At 40.6% G+C, this 24,347-nt stretch carries 24 protein-coding genes, 1 pseudogene and 1 riboswitch; of the genes and pseudogenes, 5 read left to right on the forward strand and 20 right to left on the reverse strand.

Annotated features, from left to right (window positions below; translation table 11 throughout):
- Nucleotides 1-9: 9 nt before the first annotated feature.
- From deoB to QM454_RS14400, 5 genes are all read right to left on the reverse strand, one after another.
- Nucleotides 10-1,203 (reverse strand): phosphopentomutase, encoded by a 1,194-nt coding sequence (deoB, locus tag QM454_RS14380; protein WP_432359140.1) that lies wholly within the window; start codon nucleotides 1,201-1,203, stop codon nucleotides 10-12.
- Between the two features lie 47 nt (nucleotides 1,204-1,250).
- Nucleotides 1,251-2,150, reverse strand: a complete 900-nt coding sequence (gene xerD, locus QM454_RS14385; protein WP_432359141.1) for a site-specific tyrosine recombinase XerD — start codon at nucleotides 2,148-2,150, stop codon at nucleotides 1,251-1,253.
- 179 nt (nucleotides 2,151-2,329) lie between these two features.
- Nucleotides 2,330-2,788 carry a Fur family transcriptional regulator gene (locus QM454_RS14390; protein ID WP_432359142.1) on the reverse strand — a complete coding sequence of 153 codons (459 nt, stop codon included), beginning with the start codon at nucleotides 2,786-2,788 and terminating at the stop codon, nucleotides 2,330-2,332.
- Between the two features lie 86 nt (nucleotides 2,789-2,874).
- A complete protein-coding gene (locus QM454_RS14395; protein WP_432359144.1) occupies nucleotides 2,875-3,387 on the reverse strand; it encodes a hypothetical protein in 513 nt (170 codons plus the stop codon).
- Between the two features lie 302 nt (nucleotides 3,388-3,689).
- Nucleotides 3,690-4,235: an NUDIX hydrolase gene (locus QM454_RS14400; RefSeq protein ID WP_432359146.1), complete on the reverse strand. Its 546-nt coding sequence runs from the start codon at nucleotides 4,233-4,235 to the stop codon at nucleotides 3,690-3,692.
- Nucleotides 4,236-4,340: 105 nt separating this feature from the next.
- On the opposite strand from QM454_RS14400, the gene QM454_RS14405 reads away from it, so the two are divergent.
- The gene (locus tag QM454_RS14405; protein WP_432359148.1) at nucleotides 4,341-5,243 is read left to right on the forward strand and encodes an aldo/keto reductase; all 903 of its coding nucleotides are present in this window, start codon (nucleotides 4,341-4,343) and stop codon (nucleotides 5,241-5,243) included.
- 115 nt (nucleotides 5,244-5,358) lie between these two features.
- Here the strand turns inward: QM454_RS14405 and QM454_RS14410 are convergent, their stop codons facing one another.
- The 7 genes from QM454_RS14410 to QM454_RS14440 all read right to left on the reverse strand — a co-directional run bounded on the left by QM454_RS14410 (nucleotide 5,359) and on the right by QM454_RS14440 (nucleotide 12,684).
- Entirely contained in the window at nucleotides 5,359-5,925 is a 567-nt protein-coding gene (locus QM454_RS14410) for an SMI1/KNR4 family protein (RefSeq protein WP_432359150.1), read from the reverse strand.
- A 193-nt stretch (nucleotides 5,926-6,118) separates the two neighbouring features.
- Nucleotides 6,119-7,411 carry a nucleobase:cation symporter-2 family protein gene (locus QM454_RS14415; protein ID WP_432359152.1) on the reverse strand — a complete coding sequence of 431 codons (1,293 nt, stop codon included), beginning with the start codon at nucleotides 7,409-7,411 and terminating at the stop codon, nucleotides 6,119-6,121.
- Nucleotides 7,408-7,995 carry a xanthine phosphoribosyltransferase gene (locus tag QM454_RS14420; RefSeq protein ID WP_432359154.1) on the reverse strand — a complete coding sequence of 196 codons (588 nt, stop codon included), beginning with the start codon at nucleotides 7,993-7,995 and terminating at the stop codon, nucleotides 7,408-7,410. Before QM454_RS14420 ends, QM454_RS14415 begins: the two co-directional genes overlap by 4 nt.
- A gap of 147 nt (nucleotides 7,996-8,142) precedes the next feature.
- Nucleotides 8,143-8,244, reverse strand: a riboswitch (purine riboswitch).
- A 172-nt stretch (nucleotides 8,245-8,416) separates the two neighbouring features.
- Nucleotides 8,417-9,175, reverse strand: coding sequence for an exodeoxyribonuclease III (locus QM454_RS14425; RefSeq protein WP_432359156.1), 759 nt, complete (start codon nucleotides 9,173-9,175; stop codon nucleotides 8,417-8,419).
- A gap of 293 nt (nucleotides 9,176-9,468) precedes the next feature.
- A complete protein-coding gene (locus tag QM454_RS14430; protein WP_432359157.1) occupies nucleotides 9,469-10,377 on the reverse strand; it encodes a pseudouridine-5'-phosphate glycosidase in 909 nt (302 codons plus the stop codon).
- Nucleotides 10,374-11,471: a carbohydrate kinase gene (locus QM454_RS14435; RefSeq protein WP_432359159.1), complete on the reverse strand. Its 1,098-nt coding sequence runs from the start codon at nucleotides 11,469-11,471 to the stop codon at nucleotides 10,374-10,376. Before QM454_RS14435 ends, QM454_RS14430 begins: the two co-directional genes overlap by 4 nt.
- A gap of 76 nt (nucleotides 11,472-11,547) precedes the next feature.
- A complete protein-coding gene (locus QM454_RS14440; protein WP_432359160.1) occupies nucleotides 11,548-12,684 on the reverse strand; it encodes an NAD(P)/FAD-dependent oxidoreductase in 1,137 nt (378 codons plus the stop codon).
- A gap of 197 nt (nucleotides 12,685-12,881) precedes the next feature.
- Between QM454_RS14440 and QM454_RS14445 the strand changes: the two genes are divergently transcribed.
- Nucleotides 12,882-13,979 carry a branched-chain amino acid aminotransferase gene (locus QM454_RS14445; protein WP_432359162.1) on the forward strand — a complete coding sequence of 366 codons (1,098 nt, stop codon included), beginning with the start codon at nucleotides 12,882-12,884 and terminating at the stop codon, nucleotides 13,977-13,979.
- Nucleotides 13,980-14,016: 37 nt separating this feature from the next.
- Here QM454_RS14445 and QM454_RS14450 read toward each other — a convergent pair whose 3' ends face one another.
- The 4 genes from QM454_RS14450 to QM454_RS14465 form a co-directional block, all read right to left on the reverse strand.
- Complete coding sequence (locus tag QM454_RS14450; protein WP_432359164.1) at nucleotides 14,017-14,178, reverse strand: aspartyl-phosphate phosphatase Spo0E family protein; 162 nt, start codon at nucleotides 14,176-14,178, stop codon at nucleotides 14,017-14,019.
- Between the two features lie 198 nt (nucleotides 14,179-14,376).
- Nucleotides 14,377-14,904 (reverse strand): YhcN/YlaJ family sporulation lipoprotein, encoded by a 528-nt coding sequence (locus QM454_RS14455; RefSeq protein ID WP_432359166.1) that lies wholly within the window; start codon nucleotides 14,902-14,904, stop codon nucleotides 14,377-14,379.
- 123 nt (nucleotides 14,905-15,027) lie between these two features.
- Complete coding sequence (locus QM454_RS14460; protein WP_432359168.1) at nucleotides 15,028-15,276, reverse strand: YqkE family protein; 249 nt, start codon at nucleotides 15,274-15,276, stop codon at nucleotides 15,028-15,030.
- Between the two features lie 19 nt (nucleotides 15,277-15,295).
- Nucleotides 15,296-16,480, reverse strand: a complete 1,185-nt coding sequence (locus tag QM454_RS14465; RefSeq protein WP_432359170.1) for an acetyl-CoA C-acetyltransferase — start codon at nucleotides 16,478-16,480, stop codon at nucleotides 15,296-15,298.
- A gap of 272 nt (nucleotides 16,481-16,752) precedes the next feature.
- On the opposite strand from QM454_RS14465, the gene QM454_RS14470 reads away from it, so the two are divergent.
- On the forward strand, nucleotides 16,753-17,682 hold the full coding sequence (locus tag QM454_RS14470; protein ID WP_432359172.1) for an alpha/beta hydrolase: 930 nt from the start codon (nucleotides 16,753-16,755) through the stop codon (nucleotides 17,680-17,682).
- 949 nt (nucleotides 17,683-18,631) lie between these two features.
- Here the strand turns inward: QM454_RS14470 and QM454_RS14475 are convergent.
- From QM454_RS14475 to QM454_RS14490, 4 genes and pseudogenes are all read right to left on the reverse strand, one after another.
- Nucleotides 18,632-18,844: a hypothetical protein gene (locus QM454_RS14475; protein WP_432359174.1), complete on the reverse strand. Its 213-nt coding sequence runs from the start codon at nucleotides 18,842-18,844 to the stop codon at nucleotides 18,632-18,634.
- Nucleotides 18,841-19,167 carry a hypothetical protein gene (locus tag QM454_RS14480; RefSeq protein WP_432359175.1) on the reverse strand — a complete coding sequence of 109 codons (327 nt, stop codon included), beginning with the start codon at nucleotides 19,165-19,167 and terminating at the stop codon, nucleotides 18,841-18,843. The genes QM454_RS14475 and QM454_RS14480 overlap by 4 nt, the downstream gene beginning before the upstream one ends.
- Nucleotides 19,168-19,515: 348 nt before the next feature.
- Nucleotides 19,516-19,599, reverse strand: a pseudogene (locus tag QM454_RS14485) (YneF family protein); the annotation flags it as partial.
- A gap of 388 nt (nucleotides 19,600-19,987) precedes the next feature.
- Entirely contained in the window at nucleotides 19,988-21,469 is a 1,482-nt protein-coding gene (locus QM454_RS14490; RefSeq protein WP_432359177.1) for a hypothetical protein, read from the reverse strand.
- A gap of 623 nt (nucleotides 21,470-22,092) precedes the next feature.
- On the opposite strand from QM454_RS14490, the gene istA reads away from it, so the two are divergent.
- Both istA and istB read left to right on the forward strand, forming a co-directional pair.
- Nucleotides 22,093-23,547 carry an IS21 family transposase gene (gene istA, locus QM454_RS14495; RefSeq protein WP_432358807.1) on the forward strand — a complete coding sequence of 485 codons (1,455 nt, stop codon included), beginning with the start codon at nucleotides 22,093-22,095 and terminating at the stop codon, nucleotides 23,545-23,547.
- Nucleotides 23,544-24,269, forward strand: a complete 726-nt coding sequence (gene istB / locus QM454_RS14500) for an IS21-like element helper ATPase IstB (protein WP_432358809.1) — start codon at nucleotides 23,544-23,546, stop codon at nucleotides 24,267-24,269. The genes istA and istB overlap by 4 nt, the downstream gene beginning before the upstream one ends.
- Nucleotides 24,270-24,347 lie beyond the last annotated feature (78 nt).

Consider the following 24,347-nt stretch of genomic DNA (forward strand, 5'->3'; position numbering starts at 1 on the left):
ACACAACCATCACACCTTTTCAATTAATGAGTGTAAAAAGCTTTCTCCAAACTCTGGTGATTTCACATTAAAGTTTTCGGCAATTGTCGCCCCTACATCCGAAAATGTTTTTCTCAATGGCAATTCGCCGCCACCTTTAAATGACGGTGAGAAAATGATTAACGGAACATATTCCCTCGTATGATCTGTTCCGCTATGCGTAGGGTCGTTACCGTGATCAGCTGTAATAATAAGCAAATCATCCTGTTTCAACGCATCGATAATTTCCGGTAAGCGAGCATCGAATTCTTGCAATGCATTACCATAACCAATCGGATCTCTCCGGTGTCCATATAGCGCATCAAAATCAACGAGATTTGTAAAGCTTAGACCAGTGAAATCAGAATTCATCACGTCGATCAATTTGTCGACGCCGTCCATATTGCTCACCGTCCGTACAGCATCCGTGACGCCTTCGCCATTAAAGATATCGGAAATCTTACCAACAGCGATGACCGATTCACCAGCGTCCTTCAGTTCATTCATAACCGTTCTGTCGAAAGGCTTTAAAGCATAATCATGCCGGTTCGACGTACGTGTAAAGTTGCCAGGTTCTCCGACGAATGGTCTGGCAATTATGCGGCCCACTAGAAATTCTGGATTTAATGTAAGTTCACGGGCAATTTCACAAATACGATATTGCTCTTCAATCGGAATAATCCCTTCATGCGCAGCAATTTGTAAAACTGGATCTGCAGACGTGTAAACGATAATTGCACCTGTTTCCATATGCTCTTGGCCGAGCTCATCGATGATCCCGGTTCCGCTCGCCGGCTTATTACCAATCACCTTTCTACCTGTTCGTTTCTCCAGCTCATTAATAAGCTCCTCTGGGAAACCATTCGGGTATACTTTGAATGGCTTATCGATATTCAACCCCATTAATTCCCAATGACCTGTCATCGTATCTTTTCCGACGGATGCTTCCTGCATCTTTCCATAAATCCCTGCAGGATTCGCTTCAACTTCAATTCCTTTTACTTCTTTAATGTTGGAAAGACCTAGACGCCCCATATTCGGCATTTTTAATCCGCCCATCTGTTCCGCTATATGGCCGAGCGTATCCGCGCCTTCATCTCCATATAAATGCGCGTCTGGCGCTTCACCGATGCCGACAGAGTCAAGGACAATCAAATGTATACGGTTAAATTTCGTTTCTTCCATAATCTATACCTCCAGTATTCAAAATTTCCATTATGTCCACCATGTTTTCACGCACGGGGATGGAATTTCACATATACATCTTTTAATCTCGCCTTGCTCACATGCGTATAAATTTGTGTAGTGGAAATGTCCGCATGTCCTAACATTTCTTGAACTGCGCGAATATCCGCCCCATTCTCAATGAGATGGGTCGCAAAAGAATGACGTAAAATATGTGGGGTCAGTTCTTTTTGTATACCCGCTTCCATAGCATATCCTTTAATTATTTTCCAACAGCCTTGCCGCGTCAAGCGACTACCTCTCATATTGACGAAAAGTGCATCAGAGCCCTTCGTTTTTGCAATGAAAGTAGGACGCGCTTCCCGAATGTAAGCTGTGCACGCATTCATTGCACCGCCACCTAGCGGAACAATCCTTTCCTTGCCACCTTTCCCGAAAACACGGACAAACCCCATCGAAATATGAATATCATCCACATTCAAACCAATTAGCTCACTAACACGCATCCCTGTGCCATAAAGCAACTCGAGCATTGCGATATCCCTTTTCCCTTGTGGCTTGCTACTTTCCGGCATGGAAATTAATTTATCCACTTCCGTAACCGATAAGACTGAGGGAAGTTTTTGTTCAAGCTTCGGCATTTCCAAATGGACAGTCGGGTCTTGCGTCGTTACTTTTTCCCGTAAGAGAAATTGATGGAATGAACGAATGGAAGAAATATGCCTTGCAACCGTTCTTGACGATTTCCCTAGCTCTTTCAAGCTATGTAAATATTGCAGGATCGCGGAACGATCAATGTCGTCAATTGACCCGACTCCCGCCTTTTCCAGTTGGTCCAAATAATCCGAAAGGTCTCTTTTATAGGAAGTGACCGTGTTTTGCGACAGCTGTCGTTCTACTTTTAAAAAGTGTATGTAATCCTCTAACGCAAACTTAGCATCCTTCAAACTAATCACACTCCTCCAGAATCAAAAGCGAAGGGCGCCTGCCTAGAGGCGACGGGCATAAGGCGAAGATGCGGCGTGGCGTTTTTTTGCCACATAGCAGCTTCGACTTATGACCCGAGACTCTGGCGCCCGGAGTCTAGACGCAATAATAAAAGGGATAGCATCATGCCATCCCCATTTCACTTTTTACTGTCATTTCCTACTGATTTACAGCTTGCGCAAACTCCGTGGAAAGTTAACCAATGGTCCTTTACATTGAATCCATATCGGCTTTCGACAATTTTCTCTACATCGCCTAAAAGGTCTTCTTGTATTTCCGCGACTTTCCCACACTCAATGCAAATGAGATGATGGTGAAAACGCGATGCCCCTTCTTGACGTAAATCATAACGGGAGACACCGTCACCAAAATTAATCTTATCGACAATCTTTAGTTCTGTCAGCAGTTCCAATGTCCGATAGACAGTGGCAAGTCCAATTTCCGGCGCTTTTTCTTTAACGAGTAAAAAAACGTCTTCAGCACTTAAGTGATCTTCTTCATTTTCAAGAAGGACCAAGACCGTAGCTTCCCGCTGAGGCGTCAACTTATAGCTGGCCCCGTGCAATTGCTTTTTGATCCGTTCAATCCGGCTCTCCATATGACGCCCCCCTCAACACTAATACCATTATACCAAAGAGGCGTTCTTTGTTACAACAGAAAGGAAATAGGAGACTTCCAATTCGATTAGCGAATGAGAAAATGGAATATCGTAATCTCCAATAAGAAAATGAAGAATGACAATCCCGCTAATACAGGAACTGCTTGCAAATTCCGTGCTTTCCTTGATACCTTGCTGAAATAAGGCGGGCTTAATACAACGCAATATATAAGGAATATGAGACAGGATATGAATTGGAACGGGAACCACCAAATCGCGTATTCCCATATTTTCATTCCTGAATAAAGGAGGAAAGACGATGATAATCCGAATAAAACACATTTGACTGCGCCGAAGAATAAAATCGCATGTCGTGTTTTGCTATTCGCAGATAGAAGGAATGTCACAACAAAAAACAGGAGCAATGTTATAAAGGGTCTGACGATAGTTCCATCAGTGGATGAAATGACTCTCGGATCGAAAAAGCCGATCCATTTTTCGGTTGCAACTACTGGAATTTCCCTGAATAACAATGCTCCGCCGATATATCCGACGGCTAGTATGATAAATAGATGGATAAATGATAAGGAACGGACCATAGGCTTCACCTCCGCATCGTTTCTATAACGTATGCTTGTCCGTTCCTTTATATGATGAATGAAAAAGTGTTTAAACTGTTGCTTTTCGTTCCAGGCGGACGCTTTCCAATCGAACAACGAAGGGTTCGATTTGCCGTATTTCTGCGCCTTTTGCAGAAATTAAGGCAGCCTTAATCTGCTCGCAACGCTACGCTTGTGCTCGCAAACGCCGTTCTTCGTAACGGCGTTCGCAGGAGTCGAGCACCTGCACTTCAAGCAACTGGAGCTACTTAGTACAATCATTTGTTCATCTTCATAATGGCTCATTTATTTAATAGTTTTTTCGCGTGGAGGATTGCAAATGCCGTTTTCGCATCATAAATCCGTTGATCCAGCACCATTTGTTCCGCTTCTTCAATTGTGCATTCGATCAGTTGGATGAATTCGTCTTCGTCGCCTGCGGCAGGCTTGTCTATTTTATATAGTCCTTGTGCTACGAAAATATGAATGATTTCGTTTGCAAATCCAGGTGATGTTGCGAATGATTGAAGGTATTCAAATTGGTTAGCCCCATAACCCGTCTCTTCTTCCAATTCACGGAGGGCTGTTACTTCAATATCTTCACCTAGCTCGATCTTGCCTGCGGGAATTTCTATGATGGACCGGTTCAATGCCTTCCTATACTGTTCAACGAGAATGAGTTTACCTTCATCGGTTATCGGGATGATGGCGACAGCTCCTGGATGGTCGACGAGCTCCCTTTTCGCCCGCTTGCCATCGGGTAATTCGACTTCATCGACACGGAGGGAAATGATTTTCCCTTCAAATATTTTTTCAGATGCAACAGTTCTCTCCTCAAAACGATTCATATCGACACACTCCATATCATTCATTCAAGCATCAAACTTTCCCTATCAACTTCTACATTGTACAGTTTTCATTAAGTAGATGAAAACAATTCCGGAGGTGCTCCATTGAAAAAGAGAGAGATTGGAAATAGCGGCATGTATGTATCTGAACTAGGACTTGGATGCATGTCATTCCCCGACGACTTGGAAGAAGTGAAAAGCATAGTTGATGTGGCATTGGAAGCCGGTATCAATTTTTTTGACACAGCAGACTTATACGCTGGCGGCAGAAATGAATCTTTGGTCGGCGAAGCATTGAAAGGTCGGCGTGACGAAATCATTCTTGCGACAAAGGTCGGCAATCGTATGCTTCCAGGGGAGGATGGCTGGGTATGGGATGCTTCCAAAAAATATATAATGGAAGCCGTAAAAGACAGCTTGAAACGTCTTGGTACCGACTACATAGACCTTTATCAATTGCACGGTGGAACGATGGAGGATGATGCATCGGAAACTATTGAGGCATTCGAAGCATTAAAGAAGGAAGGGGTCATTCGACAGTATGGTATTTCTTCGATACGACCGAACGTCATTGAACGATTTTTAACGAACAGCTCTGCCGTTTCCGTTATGATGCAATATAGCCTACTGGATCGGCGGCCGGAGGAATGGTTCCCTATGATTCATGAAGCGGGAGCGTCGGTCATTACTCGTGGGACATTGGCAAAGGGATTATTGACGGATGAAGGCATGTCGAGGGTCGCAAAGATGGATGGTTTTGCAGCCTATGATGCTGGAAGTCTGAAAGAAACTGTAGCAAAGGTGCATGAATCCACTACCAACGTGCATTCTCTCGCCCTATCATTCAACCTAAAGCAAGATGTTGTTGCCACCGCTTTGATTGGCGCTAGTTCAAAGGAGCAGCTTCTTGATTCGATCATAGCTTATGAAAAAGCAGTGGAGCGATCCGAAGTTGAATCCGTTCCACAAATGACTGAAGCACATCGATACGAAGAGCATCGACCATAGTACTGTTATACTAGCTACGATGGACAATATGTGAATGGAAAACGAGACTCTACGATGGAGTCTCGTTTTTTTCGTTTTATCCTACACTTCAAAAAGCCACCAGTACATATTCGTATTATTTTTCCTGCAACAACGATACCCTTTGGTCAAAAGTTGGAAATAATACGTGGAAAACAGGAAGATTTATATCACCATGTTTATCATATTCCCATAAGATTTTTAACCACTCCTCAAAGTTGCTTAGAATTTTAATAATTTTCTTCGTATCTTGGCTTATGAAACCAACCCTGTAATCATTATTTCTTACATTATCATCACATATGAATACCCAATGATTATTCGAACTATCACCAGCATCAAACATAGTGAAAGAAATTAATCTGGTTGATTCAATTAATTCATTAGTTTCTTCTGCGAGTATTTGACTTGGCACATCCGGAATAATATCGTGAACGTTACGAATATCGGAGCAAGGGGAGTTTTTGTCGACTCCACCTATTGGTTCACAATCCAATAAGAAGATGCCGTTAGAGAATTGTTTCAAAAATGCGCTAAATGATGGAGGCAAGGGATAACCAATAGTTTTCTCATATGCTCTAATCATCTCTTCTGATGCAGGTTTGAACTTGTCAATACTCGGGTATTTTTCATTAATTTGCTCAATGAATTCGTATATGAACATGTAATCACTCTTTCAACATTTATTATTTCTCAGGCACGAATTAACCTATTTTACCGTTCTCAATCTTACTCAAATGCGAAGTGAATACTTGGATATTATTAACAATAGATTAACATGTATGCTGTTAGTATAGAAGGAAAAACACAAAAACGAGACTCTGCAATGGAGTCTCGTTTTGTCTATCGTATTAAGATTATACTTCTTGCCCTGTTAATTGAACTGGCTGCTTGCGTTTTTTCGAAGGGAGCATATTGAAGATGATATTTAACGCAATTGCTGTTAAGCTGCCGGCTACGATTCCGTTGCCCGTTAACATTTGGAAGCTTTCAGGTAAGCTAGCAAAAATGTTAGGAACGACGGATACGCCCAGGCCGAGTCCTACTGAACAAGCGATAATCATCGCATTCTCTTGCGATTCCCCAACAACCTTGCTCAACATTTTGATCCCTTGTGAAATAACCATCCCGAACATTGCGACCATCGCGCCGCCTAGAACTGGAGTCGGAATGACTGTTGCCATTGCAGCAATTTTTGGCATGAAACCTAATGATACAAGCATAATAGCTGTAATGAGAATGACTCTACGTGATTTAACGCCTGACATTTGAACTAAACCGACGTTTTGGGAAAATGTCGTATACGGGAACGCGTTGAAAATCCCACCAATTACTGAAGCCAATCCTTCAGAGCGATACCCTTTTGCTAAATCTCTCTCATTGACGTCTTTCTCACAAATATCGCTTAACGCAAAGTACACGCCTGTTGATTCGACTAATGAAACCATCGCGACCAACGTCATTGTTAAGATAGGAATGAGATGGAACGTCGGTGTTGCGAGATAAAATGGCGTTACTAAATGGAATGCGGAAGCTTCATTCACTGCACTGAAATCAACGATGCCAAACATCATCGCCGCTACTGTACCAGCAGCCATTCCAAGCAATATCGAGATTGATCTAACGAAACCAGTTGTAAAACGGTATAAAAGAATAATGCATAGCAATGTTCCAAATGAAAGAATGATGTTCGTAGATGATCCGAAATCAGGCGCTCCAAATCCTCCGCCCATATTATTCAAGGCTACAGGTATTAATGTAATTCCGATGATTGTAACGACTGATCCTGTTACGACTGGCGGGAAGAATTTAATTAACTTCCCGAAAAACGTACTAATAAGAACAATAATTAGTCCAGAAGCGATGACCGCCCCGTAAATTGCAGAAATTCCGTAATTGCCTCCGATGGAAATCATTGGGCCTACTGCTGTGAACGTACATCCTAGTACAACCGGCAATCCAATTCCGAAAAACCGATTATTCATAATTTGTAATACTGTCGCGATCCCACACATTAAAATATCGATCGATACGAGGTATGTTAATTGGGTAGAAGACAAACCGATTGCCGATCCTACAATTAGTGGCACAAGTATTGCGCCAGCGTACATAGCGAGTAAATGTTGGATGCCTAATACAGCTGATTTCATAATGATGACCCTTCTTCCTTAAATTCGACTTTTCCTAGCTCAAGTGATTCAATTATTGCCAATGATTCAACACGAATCCCTTTTTCCCGGATCATCGCGCCTCCTGGCTGAAAGCCTTTTTCAATGACGATACCGACGCCAACGAGCTCAGCTTCCGCCTGCTCCACAATATTTAGAAGCCCGAGGACTGCTTGTCCATTTGCAAGAAAATCATCAATAACTAAAACTTTGTCTCCTTTTTTCAAGAAGTCTTTAGAGACAGAGATTTCATTCGTTTCATTTTTCGTGAAGGAATGAACGTCAGCTGTAAATAAATTTTCGCTCATCGTTAATGATTTGCGTTTACGGGCAAAAATCGCAGGGACGCCCAATACTAAACCAGCCATCATTGCTGGGGCGATTCCGGATGATTCGATAGAAAGGATCTTTGTTACACCGTCCTCTTTGAATCGTTCCGCAAATTCCTCTCCGATTGCCTTCATAAGTGGGGGATCGATTTGATGATTCAAAAACGAATCCACTTTCAACACTTGATCAGACAGCACCTTACCGTCCTGAATGATTTTTTCTTGAAGCTGTTTCAACCTGATGTTCCTCCTTTTTGTCCACGATCAAAAGGAATGAAAAACCCCAAATGACCGTGCATCCATTCATTTCATGAGTGGAGCAAGGTCATTCGGGGTTTGAATTAACCGAATGAATAAAAAAGCCGCATGCATGAACGCATGAACCTTTTCTACTTTGCTTCTCATAGTCGGTCCATTTACGGTGGACCGGTAGAAACTTGCAGGCCATATCCCTGCGATTATATGAGTGGATGTGTTATTTAGGTTTTAATTATATCATGTATAGAACAGTTTTCAACAAGTATTTTCCATTAATAAATGTGTGAATCATCGAACTGAAAAGCTTGAAAATACAATGAATAGAATCTATTTACCTATATACATTTATCTGCATAATTACACAAAAAATAATTCTTTTTTCATAAATAGTTTACTTTGGTTAAGCGAAGTCCATTTTCAGCAAGATTGGACAATGGTCGCTTCCCATTACTTCTGCATGAATATCCGCTGTTTTTAAATATGGTAGAAGACAATCCGATATAAGGAAATAGTCAATCCGCCACCCTATATTCCTCGCTCTGACATCCCTCATATAAGACCACCATGTATATGCTCCCTCAGTATCTGGATGTAAATGACGGAATGTGTCAATGAACCCTTCTTGTAATAGTGCCGTAAATTCTCCTCTTTCCTCAACCGTGAATCCTGAATTCCCTACGTTTGATTTGTAGTTACGTATGTCGATATCTTGATGGGCAACATTTAGATCGCCGCAAAGGATGACAGATTTTGAGCTTTTCAATTGCAATAAATAAGCCCTCATCCTTTTTTCCCACTCTAATCGGATAGGAAGTCGAGCTAAATCTCTTTGTGCATTCGGTGCATACACATTGACCAAGTAAAACTGAGGAAATTCCAACGTCAAAATTCGTCCTTCATCTTCAGTTTCGGATTCACCTACCCCGTATGTTACAGCAATCGGTTCTTCTTTCGTGAAAACAGCTGTACCCGAGTAGCCTTTCTTTAGCGCATAGTTCCAATATTGGTGGTACCCTTCAAGCTCAAGCTCGATTTGGCCGCTTTGCAGCTTCGTTTCCTGTATGCAAAAAATATCTGCATCTTGTTCTTTGAAATAGTCCAGAAACCCTTTCCGGACGCAAGCCCTAAGCCCATTAACATTCCAAGAAATTAATTTCATGTTAGTAACTCCTTCTCTATACAATACCTTTTCATTGTACTAGATAAGAGATTGTCCTAAAAGGAGAATAGCGGTCGGATGGATTGCTTTGAGCGCGGGACTGGTTGCTTTGGACGCGGGGAGACTCGCTTTGGACGCGAGACGGCCTGCTTTGGGCGCAGGTAGGCACGCTTTGGACGTGGGACGGCTCACTTTGGACACGGGACCGCTAGCTTTGGACGCAGGCATTACAGTTTCTATAAAAAATAGCTGTCCAGACAATTTCCTGGACAGCCCTTTTCAATGTTCTATTATTAAGCGTTCAAAGCAACGGCGATTTGTGCGCCGACGACCGCATTGTTTTTCACTAAAGCGATATTTGCTTCAAGGCTAGTACCTTCTGTAAGGTCTTTTACTTTTCCTAGCATGAATGGTGTAACATCTTTTCCTGCAATATGAAGCTCTTCCGCTTCTTTAAGGGCTGCTTCGATGATTCCGTCGATGAACGCTTTGTCCATTGCGTCTGCTTCTGGAATTGGATTTGCGATAACTGCGCCGCCTTTTAATCCAAGATCCCATTTCACACGAAGCATGTCAGCGACTGTTTCCGGCTTGTCAGCGCGGATATTAAGACCAAAATCACTTTCACGTGTAAAGAATGCAGGAAGGACATCTGTACCGTATCCGACAACCGGCACACCGTTCGTTTCTAAGTATTCAAGCGTCAAGCCAAGGTCCAAGATGGATTTCGCACCAGCACAAATGACAGCAACATCCGTTTGCGCAAGCTCTTCCAAGTCTGCAGAAATGTCCATTGTCGTTTCAGCACCACGGTGAACACCACCGATACCGCCTGTAACGAAAATCTTAATATCTGCAAGTGCAGCACAAATCATCGTAGCAGCAACAGTTGTCGCTCCAAGCTGTTTCGTAGCGATCAAATATGCAATATCGCGTCTTGAAACTTTTGCAACTCCTTGGCTATTGCCGAACATTTCAAGCTCTTCGTCAGATAGACCGATTTTGATTTTCCCATCGATGATAGCAATTGTTGCAGGAACTGCACCGTTATCACGGATAATCTGCTCAACTTCTCTTGCAGTTTGCACGTTTTGCGGGTAAGGCATTCCGTGTGAAATAATTGTCGATTCTAAAGCGACTACAGGTTTCCCTGCCGCCATAGCTTCTTGGACTTCTTGTGAATATGATAAGTATTGTTTCAATGTAATTCCTCCATTTCTTTTTTCAGAAGATCTCTTGTTAATTCCGGTCTTACCGTGTAGGAGCATTCCAACGTCTTCGCCGCATTTAATAATCCCATGCGGACGTTTTCTTCTAATGTCGCACCAATTAAATGACCATGAAGCAATCCCGATACAAATGCATCGCCAGCTCCAGTTACATCTTCTACATGCACGTTCTCAACAGCAGGAAAATGTATCGCTTCCCCACCAGCCTCAGCCGCCATAATTCCTCTCGACCCTGCAGTGACAACGACATTTTCGGCGCCAAACGCAAGTAATTCATGGACAGCTTTCTTCCAGTCCGACTCATCATCAATCGACAAACCTGTATATGTCTCTGCTTCATCTCGATTACAGATGAACCATGTGACACCTTTCAGATCGCTCGGCATCCTGTTCATTTTCGGAGAAGAGACAGGAATGATTACAAGTGGGTTTCCATTTTGACTTGCCAGGCTTTTAATATAATCGACAGATTCCTTCGGACAATTCAAATCGATAATAATCATGGATGCGTTCGAAATAATTCTTGACTTTTCCTCCAAGTAAACAGGCGTCAAGTAGTCGTAAATTTCCATGTTCGCCAATGCAATGACAAGCTCACCTTCCGGATCCAATACAGCTGAATAGGAACCTGTCGATTTTCCAATCAACTGGCCTACGTCCGATACATCCATATATGAGGAGGATTCCCGGACGATTACGTCCCAATCACTGTCATTTCCCGCTACTGTAAGAAGCCGAACGTGATGATTAAGACGACCTAAGTTTTCAGCTACATTCCGAGCGACGCCGCCGACAGAAACTGTCATAGAAGCCGGATTTGATGTTCCGAGTTGCGTAGGCTCGTCCAAATGGAATTTCCGGTCAATGTTTGCTCCACCTATGCATATGATTTCCTTTTCTTCAGGAAGAATATATGCCCGCCCCGCTATCTTTCCTTGCTTTATTAAACCGGAAATAATATTTGCCAAGGAAGGTCTTGAAATTCCAAGGTGATCCGCCATTTCCTGCTGTGATAAATAAGGGTTGGCTCGTATTAAGTCCAGTACAGCCCTTTCCCTTTCATTCAATTCCATCACCCTTTTAAACATTTGTTTTCATTGTAAACTTTTGTTTCGGGGATTGCAACAATAAAATAGTCGGTTTTTACGACAATCGATTATCTGTCTTGCTAAATGCATTTTTCACCTCATACAACGAAACGTCGATATCGACTTCGCGTCCAAGGGCTATCTGCGCCAACTGTTTTCCTACGTATGGTCCTACCGTTAATCCAGATGCGCCTAATCCATTTGCAAACAACATATCGGGATGACCTGGTACTTCTCCGAATACAGGAAGGGAGCCAGGTGTGAACGGCCGGATGCCGACGCGTACTTCCTCAAATACTGCTTCATCCAAACCAGGCGCAACGTTTAATGCTTTGTCGAGCACTTCATGAATTCCACGAGCTGTCGGCCGGAACATGGATAGAGCATCATCCTCGTGTGTTGCACCGACGATAACTTTCCCATCATCCGCCGGTACTATATATTGGTCTGTCGGGGGTATAATAACCGGACTGTTTGACGTCTCATACTTGTCCGAATGCAAATGGACAATTTGTGCCTTTTGGCCAGTCACTTGAACGTCTAAATCTAAAGGTGTAAACAATTCCCCCGCCCACGCACCTGCTGTAACGATTACTTTAGATGATTTTATTAATTCCTCGCCAACAATGACTCCGGATACGTTACCTTCTTCTACAGCAAGTGATGCTGAACCACCCTTATAGATTGCTCCGTGTTTTTTAGAAGCATTGATTAGTGCCTCTCTTAATGCTCTTCCATCGACACGCGCTGCACCTTCCACATAGACAGATGAGAAGCCTTCTGACAATGGCGGGAAAAGAGTAGACGTTTCACGTTCATCAAGCAGCTTCACACGACCAATTTCTGGTGCTTCTTCCCTTCTTTTCAAAGCGAGTGCTTCCAGCTTTTCAAGTTTATCCATTTCACGATGTAAACTGATTGCACCGATTTTCCGATAGCCTGTTTCAGTTTCACCATCATTCTCCAAACGTCTAATCAACTCTGGATAATAGGATGCGCCTCCTTTTGCCAATGCATACCAAGCTTTATTTCGACGCTTGGAAAGCCAAGGACAGATGATTCCTGCTGCCGCATCGGTTGCCTGCCCTTTGTCCTTCCGATCGACTACAACTACTTTAGCTCCCTGTTCCGCCAAATGATAAGCCACTGAAGCGCCAAGGATACCTGCTCCGATAATAATAATTTGCTCCATCTCAAACACCTTTTCTTTATTTTAGGTCTATTGTACAAGCGGAAAAACATACATACAAACATAGACTTTTTGTAACCGTTTTCAAAGTTGTAATAATAATGCAATAATTTATCTCTTCCATTTTTCTAAAAAAGCAGTATAATTATTTTATTCAACACAATACGTTTTTTTATTATTCAATGAGGAGATTGATCGGAATGACAAGATTACCCATCCAGATTAAACTTAGCGATTCAAAAAAAGAGAAACCGAATCCCGAGAATCTCATGTTTGGCAGAAGCTTCACGGATCACATGTTTGTTGCGGATTACGACGAAGGTAAAGGCTGGCATAGTCATCGTATCGTTCCTTATGCTCCCGTTACTTTGGATCCTGCATCAATCGTCTTGCATTATGGGCAAACCGTCTTTGAAGGTATGAAAGCATACCGCTCAGCTCATGACGGAACTGTGCGCTTATTCCGCCCCGAAGAAAATATGAAACGCTTGAATCTTTCGCTGGATCGACTTTGCATGCCGAGAATTGACGAAGAAGTTGCATTGCATGCTTTGACACAACTTATCCGTATTGAAAAGGATTGGATTCCTACTTTAGAAGGTACTTCCTTGTACATAAGACCATTTGTCATAGCAAATGAAGCATTTCTTGGTGTTGCACCAGCGAAGAAATATCAATTTTTCATTATTTTATCGCCAGTCGGATCCTATTACAAAGAAGGCATACATCCAATCAAAATTCTCGTCGAAAATGAATTTGTCAGAGCCGTGAAAGGCGGTACAGGTGGTGCAAAGACTGCAGGCAATTACGCGGCAGGTCTGAAAGCCCAGGAAGTTGCAGGTCAGCGCGGTTATTCCCAAGTGCTTTGGTTAGACGGCGTCGAACGTAAATATGTTGAAGAAGTGGGCAGCATGAATATTTTCTTCAAAATAAATGGAGAAGTCATTACACCTGCCATCAACGGAAGCATTTTGGAAGGAATTACACGGAAATCGATTCTTCAATTGCTACGTCATTGGGATATACCTGTGTCAGAACGGAAAATCTCAATGGATGAAGTACGGGAAGCCTATGAAGAAGGGAAACTTGAAGAAGTATTCGGAACTGGAACGGCAGCCGTCATTTCTCCTGTCGGTGAGTTGAATTGGGATGGCTATAAGATGATTATTAACAATTGTGAAACAGGGCCGTTGGCGAAGCACTTATTCGACACACTTTCCAATATCCAGACAGGAAAAGAGGCCGATCCATTCTCTTGGGTTGTAGAATTGAAAAGCGAGCTTGCGAAATTAGCTTAATTGAAAAAGACATACCTTACGCCGGTATGTCTTTTTTTCATGCTATATTTTGATATCGATTCAATAATGAATCCAATTCTTGGCTGCATGCTACGACTGCCGGATGCGTAAACCCCCGGTCTTTTGCCAAATTCACCATCTTTGATCTCAACATGTGAATTTTAAAAGATAAAAGATGTTTACCAATAATCAAGCGCATCGTATTTCCTCCGTTAAATTTTTTACCCTAGCTAATCATAATGTACTTCATTTGAAAATAATGTCGAATTGTGTGTGCAATTTACGAAATAAAACACTTGTCATAATTTCGTCACAATTATAAAGAAGAGGTATGTATAAAATACCTCTTCCTTCTTTCCGATAAACGTTAATACAGCAATCAAGCCGATTTTATCAATTATTTCGCTTCTGGGAACATCCGATTGATGCCTGTCATAAATTCTTCAAAGAATCCTTCGACTGGATCACCTGCACGTATTTGGTTCCCATACTCTGTCAGTCGATCGGCGACATCAGGATTGAACGACACATAAACATTGTTAAAGTCAGAACGCACTTTTCGAACCTCGTCTGCTATTTTTGTTTTCAACTCTTCACTTTCCGTAGCGCCTTCGTTTAAAGCGACACCGACATACGCATTACGATTCGTCACTAGGACATTTGCGGCTGATACTTCTTCCATCGCTGTAATTTTTTCTGCGGCGTCATCAGCTACTTCCACTTTCGATTGTCCGCTGTTGTTTGTGTTGTTATCGTTAAGTACATTGTTTCCTTGAGCAGATTCTCCGACACCTGCGTTTTCCGTAGCCCTATTGTTGTCGTTTGTATCATTACCATTCGAGTTGTTCGCATCTTGCGTGTTTAAACACCCTACTAAAACAAACATAAGTAGTGCCGAAAGTGGGAAAATCACTAATTTTTTCATCCTATATCACTCCTTATCATGTAATCAACAATAGGATGTGTAGCAATTCCCCTTCTATTCACCGTTCGTTTGTCTTTTAATACAAAGAAAAACCGGATGGTAGTTTCCACCCGGTTCATTTATTTAATACTTTGAGCCACTATCTCCGTATTCTTCGAGCAATTCAGCAAAGCTTTTGTTCTTCTCACGTTCTTTCCGTTCCCGTTGGATCTTCGCTTGTCGTTCGGCTTCTTCTGCCTCAATTTTTGCTGTCATTTCCTTTTTGGCAGCTTGCAATTTCAAGAGCACCTCATTGTCTAGCGCTTCAGAAAGTGTCGCTTGTTCATTGTCACGCTTTACGGGAGCGGCTGCTCTCATTTTTTTCTTTGCCATTCAATCCACCTTCTTTCGTTTAAGGAAGTTGAACGATTGTCGCAACGCCTTGTCCACCACCGATACATAATGTAGCTAGACCTGTTTTTGCATCGCGTCTTTTCATTTCATGTACTAATGTAACGAGAACCCTTGCACCGCTTGCACCAATTGGGTGACCCAATGCGATAGCTCCCCCGTTCACATTCAACTTTTCTTTATCGAAATTCAACTCACGATCGACCGCTAGCGATTGAGCTGCAAATGCTTCATTCGCTTCAATTAGGTCTACATTTGCAAGGTCAATATTTGACTTTTGGAGTACGTTTTTCACAGCTTGGACAGGTCCGATACCCATGACTGCTGGGTCGACACCTGCATGTGCATTCGCAGTAATTACTGCTAACGGTTCAATCCCAAGCTCATCCGCTTTTGCCCGTGACATAACGACAAAAGCAGCAGCTCCATCGTTAATGCCAGAAGCATTGCCTGCTGTTACACTGCCATCTTTTTTAAAGGCAGGGCGTAATTTTCCTAATTTATCTTTAGTCGTTCCTGCTTTTACATACTCGTCTGTGTCAAATACTACCGGATCGCCTTTACGCTGAGGTATTTCTACCGGAACGATTTCGTCTTGGAATTTTCCGTTCTCAATTGCAGCAGCAGCCTTTTCCTGGGATGCAGCTGAAAATGCGTCTTGTTCTTCCCTCGTAATTTCATAGCGATCGCAAAGGTTTTCCGCAGTGATGCCCATATGGTAATCATTAAATGCACACCAAAGTCCGTCTGAAATCATACTATCGATGAGTTTCTGATCTCCCATCTTAAATCCTTCCCTCGCATTACGAAGGAAATATGGCGCTTGGCTCATATTTTCCATTCCACCCGCAACAACAATTTCAGCATCACCTGCTCGAATTGCTTGTGTTGCCAAGTGAACCGCTTTCAAGCCAGATCCACATACTTTATTAATTGTCATTGCAGGAACTGTCTCTGGAAGCCCACCTTTAATAGCAGCTTGACGGGCTGGATTTTGACCAAGGCCTGTCTGAAGCACATTCCCCATGATCACTTCATCTACATCGATCGCCTTTACTCCAGAACGCAATAATGCTTCCTTAATGACGATTCCACCGAGCTCTTGCGCTGGAACATTTTTTAGCGAACCCATGAAGGATCCTATCGCCGTACGTACGGCACTAACAATCACAACTTCGTTTGACATATTGCTTCCCCCTGTTCCTTATTTAAAATTACGTAGTTTACTACATTCCGTATTACACTTTTTGCACCCCATCAGTACAATATATTGAGGAGGGATGATATGTTCATTTTACCAAAGAACGTAACAATTATCGAGGTTAGTATCGAAACGAGGAATGAAGTGGATTCGATTTGTTATGTTATGGAATAATAGCTCCTTAAGTTTAACATCCTTTCGAAACAGGAATATAGTACTTGTAATAAATTCGAAGCTGTGAAAGGAGTTGAAATGAATTGAAACGGCGCTTCCTTTACATTACAGGCATTATCGGAAGCATTTATACGGCCATTTTGACACTTCTCGGTTATCACGCGGCAAATCGATTGATGTTCATGAAGTTAAAAGATCACGATTTAATCGTAAGACGTGAAATCATCGCTAAGCGATTCGATGAGCATTGGTATGAAACTGTAAGAAAAGAAGATTTTTGGGTTAATTCTCCTAACGAGTATCGGTTGCGCGCGGTTTTTTTACAACCTCTCGAGACGACAAGAACGATGATCATATGCCATGGTGTAACGGAAAATAAAATCAATTCGATTAAATACGCAAGATTATTTGAACGACTCGGGTTCAATTCCGTTATATATGATCACCGGCGGCATGGAGATTCCGGTGGTAAAACGACGAGCTTCGGCTTTTACGAAAAAGTGGATTTGCATGCAATTGTGTCCGCAGTGCGTAATCGGATTGGCAGCCGGGCATTACTAGGAATTCATGGTGAATCGATGGGTGCGGCAACTACAATTCTTTATGCAGGAGAATTTGAAGAAGATGCCGATTTTTATATCGCTGATTGCCCTTTCTCCGATTTCTCCAAGCAGATTCTTCATATTTTACGTACGAGTACACCTTTTCGCACTTCGATGACATTGCGCGTTGCAAATCTATTCTTGAAAATAAGGGATGGCTATACAACGAGCCTTATATCTCCAAGAGAGGCTATTCAGAACATAAAAAAACCGATGCTTTTCATTCATAGTATGGAAGATCGTTTTATATTGCCGGAGATGACAAAAGAACTTTACGATTTAAAGGAAGGCAAAAAGATGCTAAGACTATTTGATAAAGGTGCCCATGCAATGTCATTTAATGAAAACCCTGAGGAATACGAACAGGAAGTGTTGCGCTTCTTACATCATTTCGGTTTCACAGATGCTTAAGATGACTTCGATCTACAATCGGGGCCATCTTTTTGTTTATTTGTCTTCTGTATTCATTATGCATGTTTTGCCTTTCGAATAAAATATATTTTTTGTAATTAAATGAATATACATAGTTATGAGAGTTGTTTTTATTAATAGATTCATGATATAATAAATTTAATATTCTGTGCATTGGAAAAACCCCACCCAATGCAACGGAATAATTACGCCGCAAAGGAGGAGGGGGTGGGAAATAATATGATTAATGTAAACGACCTGGTTATAGATGTTACTACGTTAATGGCACTTGTTAAGTGGATCGGTTCGGTAACCATTGACTTCACAGCGTTAATAGTGACCATTATCGGAGTAGGCTTTGGGGTTTTCAGCTGGTATGTTGGACGCCATTCCAACAAATAAGCTGCGTTTACATTTTTCACTTGCCTGTGTATGTTTTTCTATTTTGCTTATTTTACGGTTCGCTAATAGCGGCCGTCTTTTCTTTTGCTTGTTATATACTTATCACTTAATGTCTTTACAAAAAAAAAGGGACTTGCGTAGTGTATATCATAAAAAGTATCATCAAACTATTTTAATTTATGAAGCAATTATACCACTATTTTTGTCCAAATGTCAATGACTTCCACTAAAATAATATGAGTTTTATGAATAAAGTAAGTTCTTTCGGCGTATATTATAATTTATTTTTATTACTTTACGCTTATTCCTCTAGTTTACTACTACTCTCTTATTTTTTCGTCTTTTACATATATTCTCCACCTTATGCTTGTTATCCTTCTTGCATTAATAATAAGTGTCTACTTTTGAGGTTACATATCTATACATTTTGATTTGCGCTCCAGGTGGACGCTTTCCAATCGAACCACGAAGAGTTCGATTTGCCGTATTTCTGCGCTTTTTTCAGAAATTAAGGCAGCCTAGCACACTGTGCTCGTAACGCTACGCTTTAAGGGCAATAAAACCCTTCCACTGGCTTATCAAACAGCATGAAAATATCCTTGAAATACGTTTCGTCAACTAACTTGTCCAACACGCCTTTGTAGTACCCTGGCAAATTGCGAACTACCTTCTTCTTTGTTGCCATAACAGTGATCATTAATGCACGATACGCAAGGTCCTCGAATACATGACGGTCATCTTTATTGATTTCGTACTTCAACATGCGTCCTGATATGGCCCGATGAATTCCGTACAATTCACGGGCCAGTTTTGTGTCTCCGATACTTTCTCGATGATGCCTAAGTTGACGAGTTTGCGGATTGCACGTCTTACAGTTACGTTGGATTTCCCGATCGCCTCTTCGATTGTTCCATGTTTCAAATGAGCAGCCCCATACTTTACAGAGTAACGACGGATGACGTCGAGCACTTGGCAATCCGACTTTGTCAATTCGTCCCAGTGAGTCATCAAATGCTGTTCAGCTGCAGCGTCCATTTCATCGATTGTCGTGAAACGTGAGTATTCTTTCAAGTAATTCATCATTCCTATTTCCCCCTTTACCCTCTATATAGATGGGAGGGGTCAAAAAGGATACTCAACATTAAAAAGTTTTTTAATTAGTTACAAATATTCCTTTTAATAAAGTTAAGATATCCAAATATGATTGCACTCTCCGTTGATTGAAGCGTCCGCCTGAAGCGGAAATCAACAGTTTATAGTTATTTCTTTAATTAATTTTACACAACAAAAAAACCACCTTTCCTGATAATCCATATCAGTCAAAAGTGGTTTTTTGTCGTTTGAATTACAGTAAATGATAAGTGGAAGAAACCGAAGCTTGTCCACAAATAAATTCTCTTATCATCAACTATTCATATAAACGTTTGTCGATTATTTTTTATCGCTCAATTTGTTCATCTGATTCATCATCTGGTTAATCTTCTTCTGTGAAGGTTTTTGTCCCATTTGCATCAAACGTTGATACGACGGGATTTCTACCAGCCAAACTTATCAATTTTTCTAGTATGGAAAATATACCACTATTTTATTAATATGTCGAGTTTTTAGAGGGTCAATTTAATAAAGTGGTGTATCCTTCGCACGTTTCTAAAGTTTGCTTCCTTGCTATGGTTGTAAGGAAACAAAATGGTTGTAAGGAAACAAAATGGTTGTAAGGAAACAAAAGCTCTATATACTTGTTTTTTTACGTTTTACTCGCTAGGGAGTATTACATACTTATGGACTCGGTTCCAAGACCTCATACTTTTAATTATAAAATTCTACTAAAAATTAATGAAAAGAAATTTCTTCTAAATCTATTAGTAACGGTAGGGAGTTTGAAAGATAACCCCTTTGCATAGTTTTAACTTGAGATTAGTCCTCTCTCAATGAGTTCGTGTGCAAATTGGATAATTATTTCTTGCATATTTTCGACTGTTTGAGAAATCTCTTCAATAAATTCTATATCGTTTTCTTTAGAATAATCCATTATTGTGAAATCAAACCATTTATTTTCATTTTGTCTATTACTTTTTAACAGTTGAAACACGTCTTCTTTTTGAAAGATCATTTTTTCGAGTTCATACAAACTTAAAAGCTTTATATTGGAGCATAAGAATTTATAGTCTTCAGTTCCAATAGTAATATCTAACTGTTCTGCAGCTTTGTTCATTATGTTCTCTCTACGAATATAGCTGTCCTCGAAAAGAATAACCGCTCCAAAGATATTTTCCCTCAGAAAGTCAACTTTTAAATCGAAAGGATAATATTCCTCTTGAAAACGTACGGTTATGTGGCGGTATACTTGAACAACAGATTCAACAATTCGATTAAGTGTATGTTCTACATCCTCTTCCCCTAAATTTCTTAAAGAAATTCGTGGACTCATACTTTTACTGTCTAGCATAAAGCATTGGTTGCCTTTTCGAATCATTATATCTAAAGTGCGCTTTTGGTTTTTTTTATATTTATAGGGATACTCGTCTACAACCTCATCAAACCAAGTGGATAAGTTACATAAGTGTAAAATGTAACTTTCAAGAACCTCTTTTCCAAAAAGTTCGCGAAGTTTATTATTTCCTTCAGTCAATCTAAACAAGAGTGAAGATGTAACAGATCTTATGATAAGATGGGGCAAGGGCAGAAAGATTTCTTGGTTATAGGATATAAAAGGATATTGATAAAAGTATTTAAAGCCATAGATGTATTGAGTAATATCTTCTGTTATCTTTTTTTGAAGTCCTATAAAATTCTCTCGTTCAATCGTAAGGTGTTGAATAATTCTTGAATATTTTTCGATAATGTAATCGTAGATACTTTGTGAGATAGGTTTGTTTAGTTCTCTAGACAAAAGAGTATGAATAATAAACCCAAAACTCTTAAACTCTTCGAAGCTACAACCGAATTTATCAGTGAATTCTTGTTGTAAATTTACCTTTGTGTTACTAAAATTGAAAATGTAATTATACCGGTACATTATATAACGAATTTCTTCTTGTATTTGAAATTGATTTAGCCCTGTAACTATTAGAAAATTATCAAGAAATTTGTTACCTTGAGTAAGTTCTAATTTTGGTGGTATATATGCTTTGATTGCGTTGATTATTTCAGCGAAACGTTTCTGTCCTTTTCTATCTTCAAACTTGTAATCAGAATTCTCACCGATAGTAATACAAGAAAATAAAGCAAAGGTCTCTAAATCCCATGGTAATGCTTTACCTCTTAATTCATTACTATCAATTAATCCATTAATAGACATGATTTCCTTTGAGTGTGCTTGGCATATATTCATTTTTGATGCAAAATCATAACGCTTTAAAACAATTGGTATTCTATTAAATTCCAAAAAGGCACCCCCTAGTTAAATTTCCGTCATAGCTTGTTTTATTTTATGTTTTGTATCAATACCTCATGTAATCTAATAAAGTGAGTGTATTGCTGCATCTACTGTTGACATAAAGCCTACGATTAGCGCGAACACTATCAATTGCTTCATATATTATCATCCTCCTAGGGCCTTCATTCGACAAGGGTTGATAATGACTTCCTTATTTTCGTAAAAAATGAAGAGGAGGCTTATGCCCCCTCTTTATTTTTTTATTCTTCAACTTTTTGAACAGGCAGCTTAATCCGTCTTTCGGATTCTTGTTCAAGCATCTCTTTGGTAATATCGAACTCACCAGTTAATTCAAGGATTACTGTAGTTACCATGTTAATCACTTCGTTGTTGGTTAAACGTTTCTGATATCTATAATATATAAAGGGGGTGTTTAAAGTTAACAAATGGAATCGTTTCGTTTATAACCAAAATACATGTGTGGTGTGTAGTGCAAAATAGAAGTACATAGTTTTGAAAAGAAAAAGTACATAACGTTGCAACTGAAGTTTCAATAAAAAAAGGCTTGCCAGCCTTCCAAAATCTCTCTACTGTATTGGTGTCGAATCAAATGCAGTGGAGGTTGAAAGGAAATGCTGACAATGCCTGAAATTAATTGTATCAAACTGATGAGGAATCAGAAATCATTTTCTATAAATCACATATCAAAGACTTTAGGAATCAATTGGAGAACGGCTAAAAAGTACGCAGATGGTGATCAACTGCCGAAAGAAAAGGAAAGAAAAAAATCCGGAATGATGTACACGGAAAAGTGGGGAGAAATTGTTGGAGATTGGCTTTGGGAGGATCAAAAACTAAAGAAGAAGGACAGAAGGACAAACAAAGGAATCTTTTCTGACTTACAAAAGCTAGGGTTCAAGGGGTCCTACAGGACCGTTTCATATTTCATTAAGGACTGGCGTGAAGGAAGGGAAGATATTGAAGATGAAACAAAAGATAAAAACTTCGAGAGACTAATTCATCCACCTGCTGAAGCGCAATTGGATTTTGGATTAATGCAAGCCGTACAGGATGGGAAATATAGAGACGTTCATTGTTTAGTCATGTCCCTCCCCTTCAGCAACAGCGCTTACGCCATTCCATTACCAGGAGAAAATCAAGAGTGCCTATTACATGGGATGAAAAGGATATTCAATCAACTAGGGGGCATACCGAGGAAGATTCGTATTGACAACATGAAGACGGCTGTCGTTAAACCAAGGAACCGAAATGAAGAGGCTGTTTTCACAGATGAATTCCTGCAATTTGCCAATCATTATGGCTTCGAACCTCAAGCATGTAATCCGTATTCAGGAAATGAAAAAGGAAATGTGGAAAATAAAGTTGGGTACGTTCGATATAACTTTATAACTCCAGCGCCCGTCATAGAAGACTTGGAACACTTAACAAAGATACTTGAACAGCAGCTAACTGTGGATCGGGAGCGCGTTCATTATAAAAAGCAAGTTCCGTTACAAGAACTACTTGAGGAAGAACATCAATATCTCTTAGCGTTACCTGAAGAAGATTATCCAGTCTTCAAAGAAGAAAAAGCGAAAGCGAACAAGTATGGAGAAATCACTTTGGATAAAGTGAAAGTATATGTACCGAAAGCTTATAACTATCCAAGTCTGTCTGTCATAAAGTATTGGGATCGATTCAAGGTACTATCTCCTCACGGAGAAATCTTGTATGAGGATCATCGACCTTATATGCATAAGAATCGTGAGATTCCATGGAAAGCTATCTTAACATCATGGTTAAGCAAGCCGCGAGCAGCAATCTATTCTCGTTTTTCAGCCTATCTACCAGGCCGTATATATGAATACATAAATATCTCGAATCTAATGATTCGCAAAGAGCGTCTAAACTGGATTCTAGCGCTACTAGCCACCCACGACATGAATGAAATTAATGAGGAGTTCTATGAGCTAATAAATGGACAATCGGACTCTTTAAAAGAGCCGGTAGCACACCCTTATGATGTTGATTGGAATAAATATGATCAACTTCAGGTTGGCCCAAAGATTGAAGGTGAGATACAGTGACGGCGGATTTGAAAACAATGTGCAAGGTCTTGCGACTAGCCCACGTCAATGATATTTATTCGGATATAGCTTATGAGAATTCAGTTCAATTTCTGGAAGATTTATTTCGGAAAGAGCTACAGCTACGGGAAGAAACGAAGGCTGAACGATTAATAAAAAAGGCGAAGTTTCTACAGAAGAAGTCACTTTCATCGTTTCAATGGAATGAGAAGATCCATTTTCCTTCTCACATTGATTCGCACGAACTTTGTACACTGAATTTTATCGGGCGCAAAGAAAATGTGATTTTAACCGGTGCTCCTGGCACAGGCAAGACTCATTTAGCAACGGGTCTTGGTTACGAGGCCTGTAAGCAAGGACTAGAGGTCCGTTTTTATAGGGTGTCAGACTTGGCTGAGGCGTTAGAGAAAGCATGGCAAGAGGGAAAGTTGGTACAGTTCAGAAGTCGTTTTAAAAGTGTTGATCTGATCATATTGGATGAGATGGGTTATGTTCCTTTTAACAAGGAGGGAGCAGAGCTCCTTTTCCAACTCATCTCTGACTGGTACGAACAAAAAAGTTTGATCATCACTTCCAATCTGGAATTTAGTCAATGGAACCGCGTGTTTAGCGACTCTAGATTGACTGCCGCTTTAGTCGATCGAGTGATCCATCATGCCCATATATTGAATTTTACGGGAGATAGTTTTAGGGTGACCAACGCTTTATCACGACAAAAATAAACTAAATCGAAGGCTGGCAAGCTTGTGTATTTTTCTTTGCATTCTTCTGCACTTTTATCTTGCAAAACACATGTGGAT

The sequence above is a fragment of the Sporosarcina sp. UB5 genome (assembly GCF_050859005.1).
GTDB lineage: Bacteria > Bacillota > Bacilli > Bacillales_A > Planococcaceae > Sporosarcina.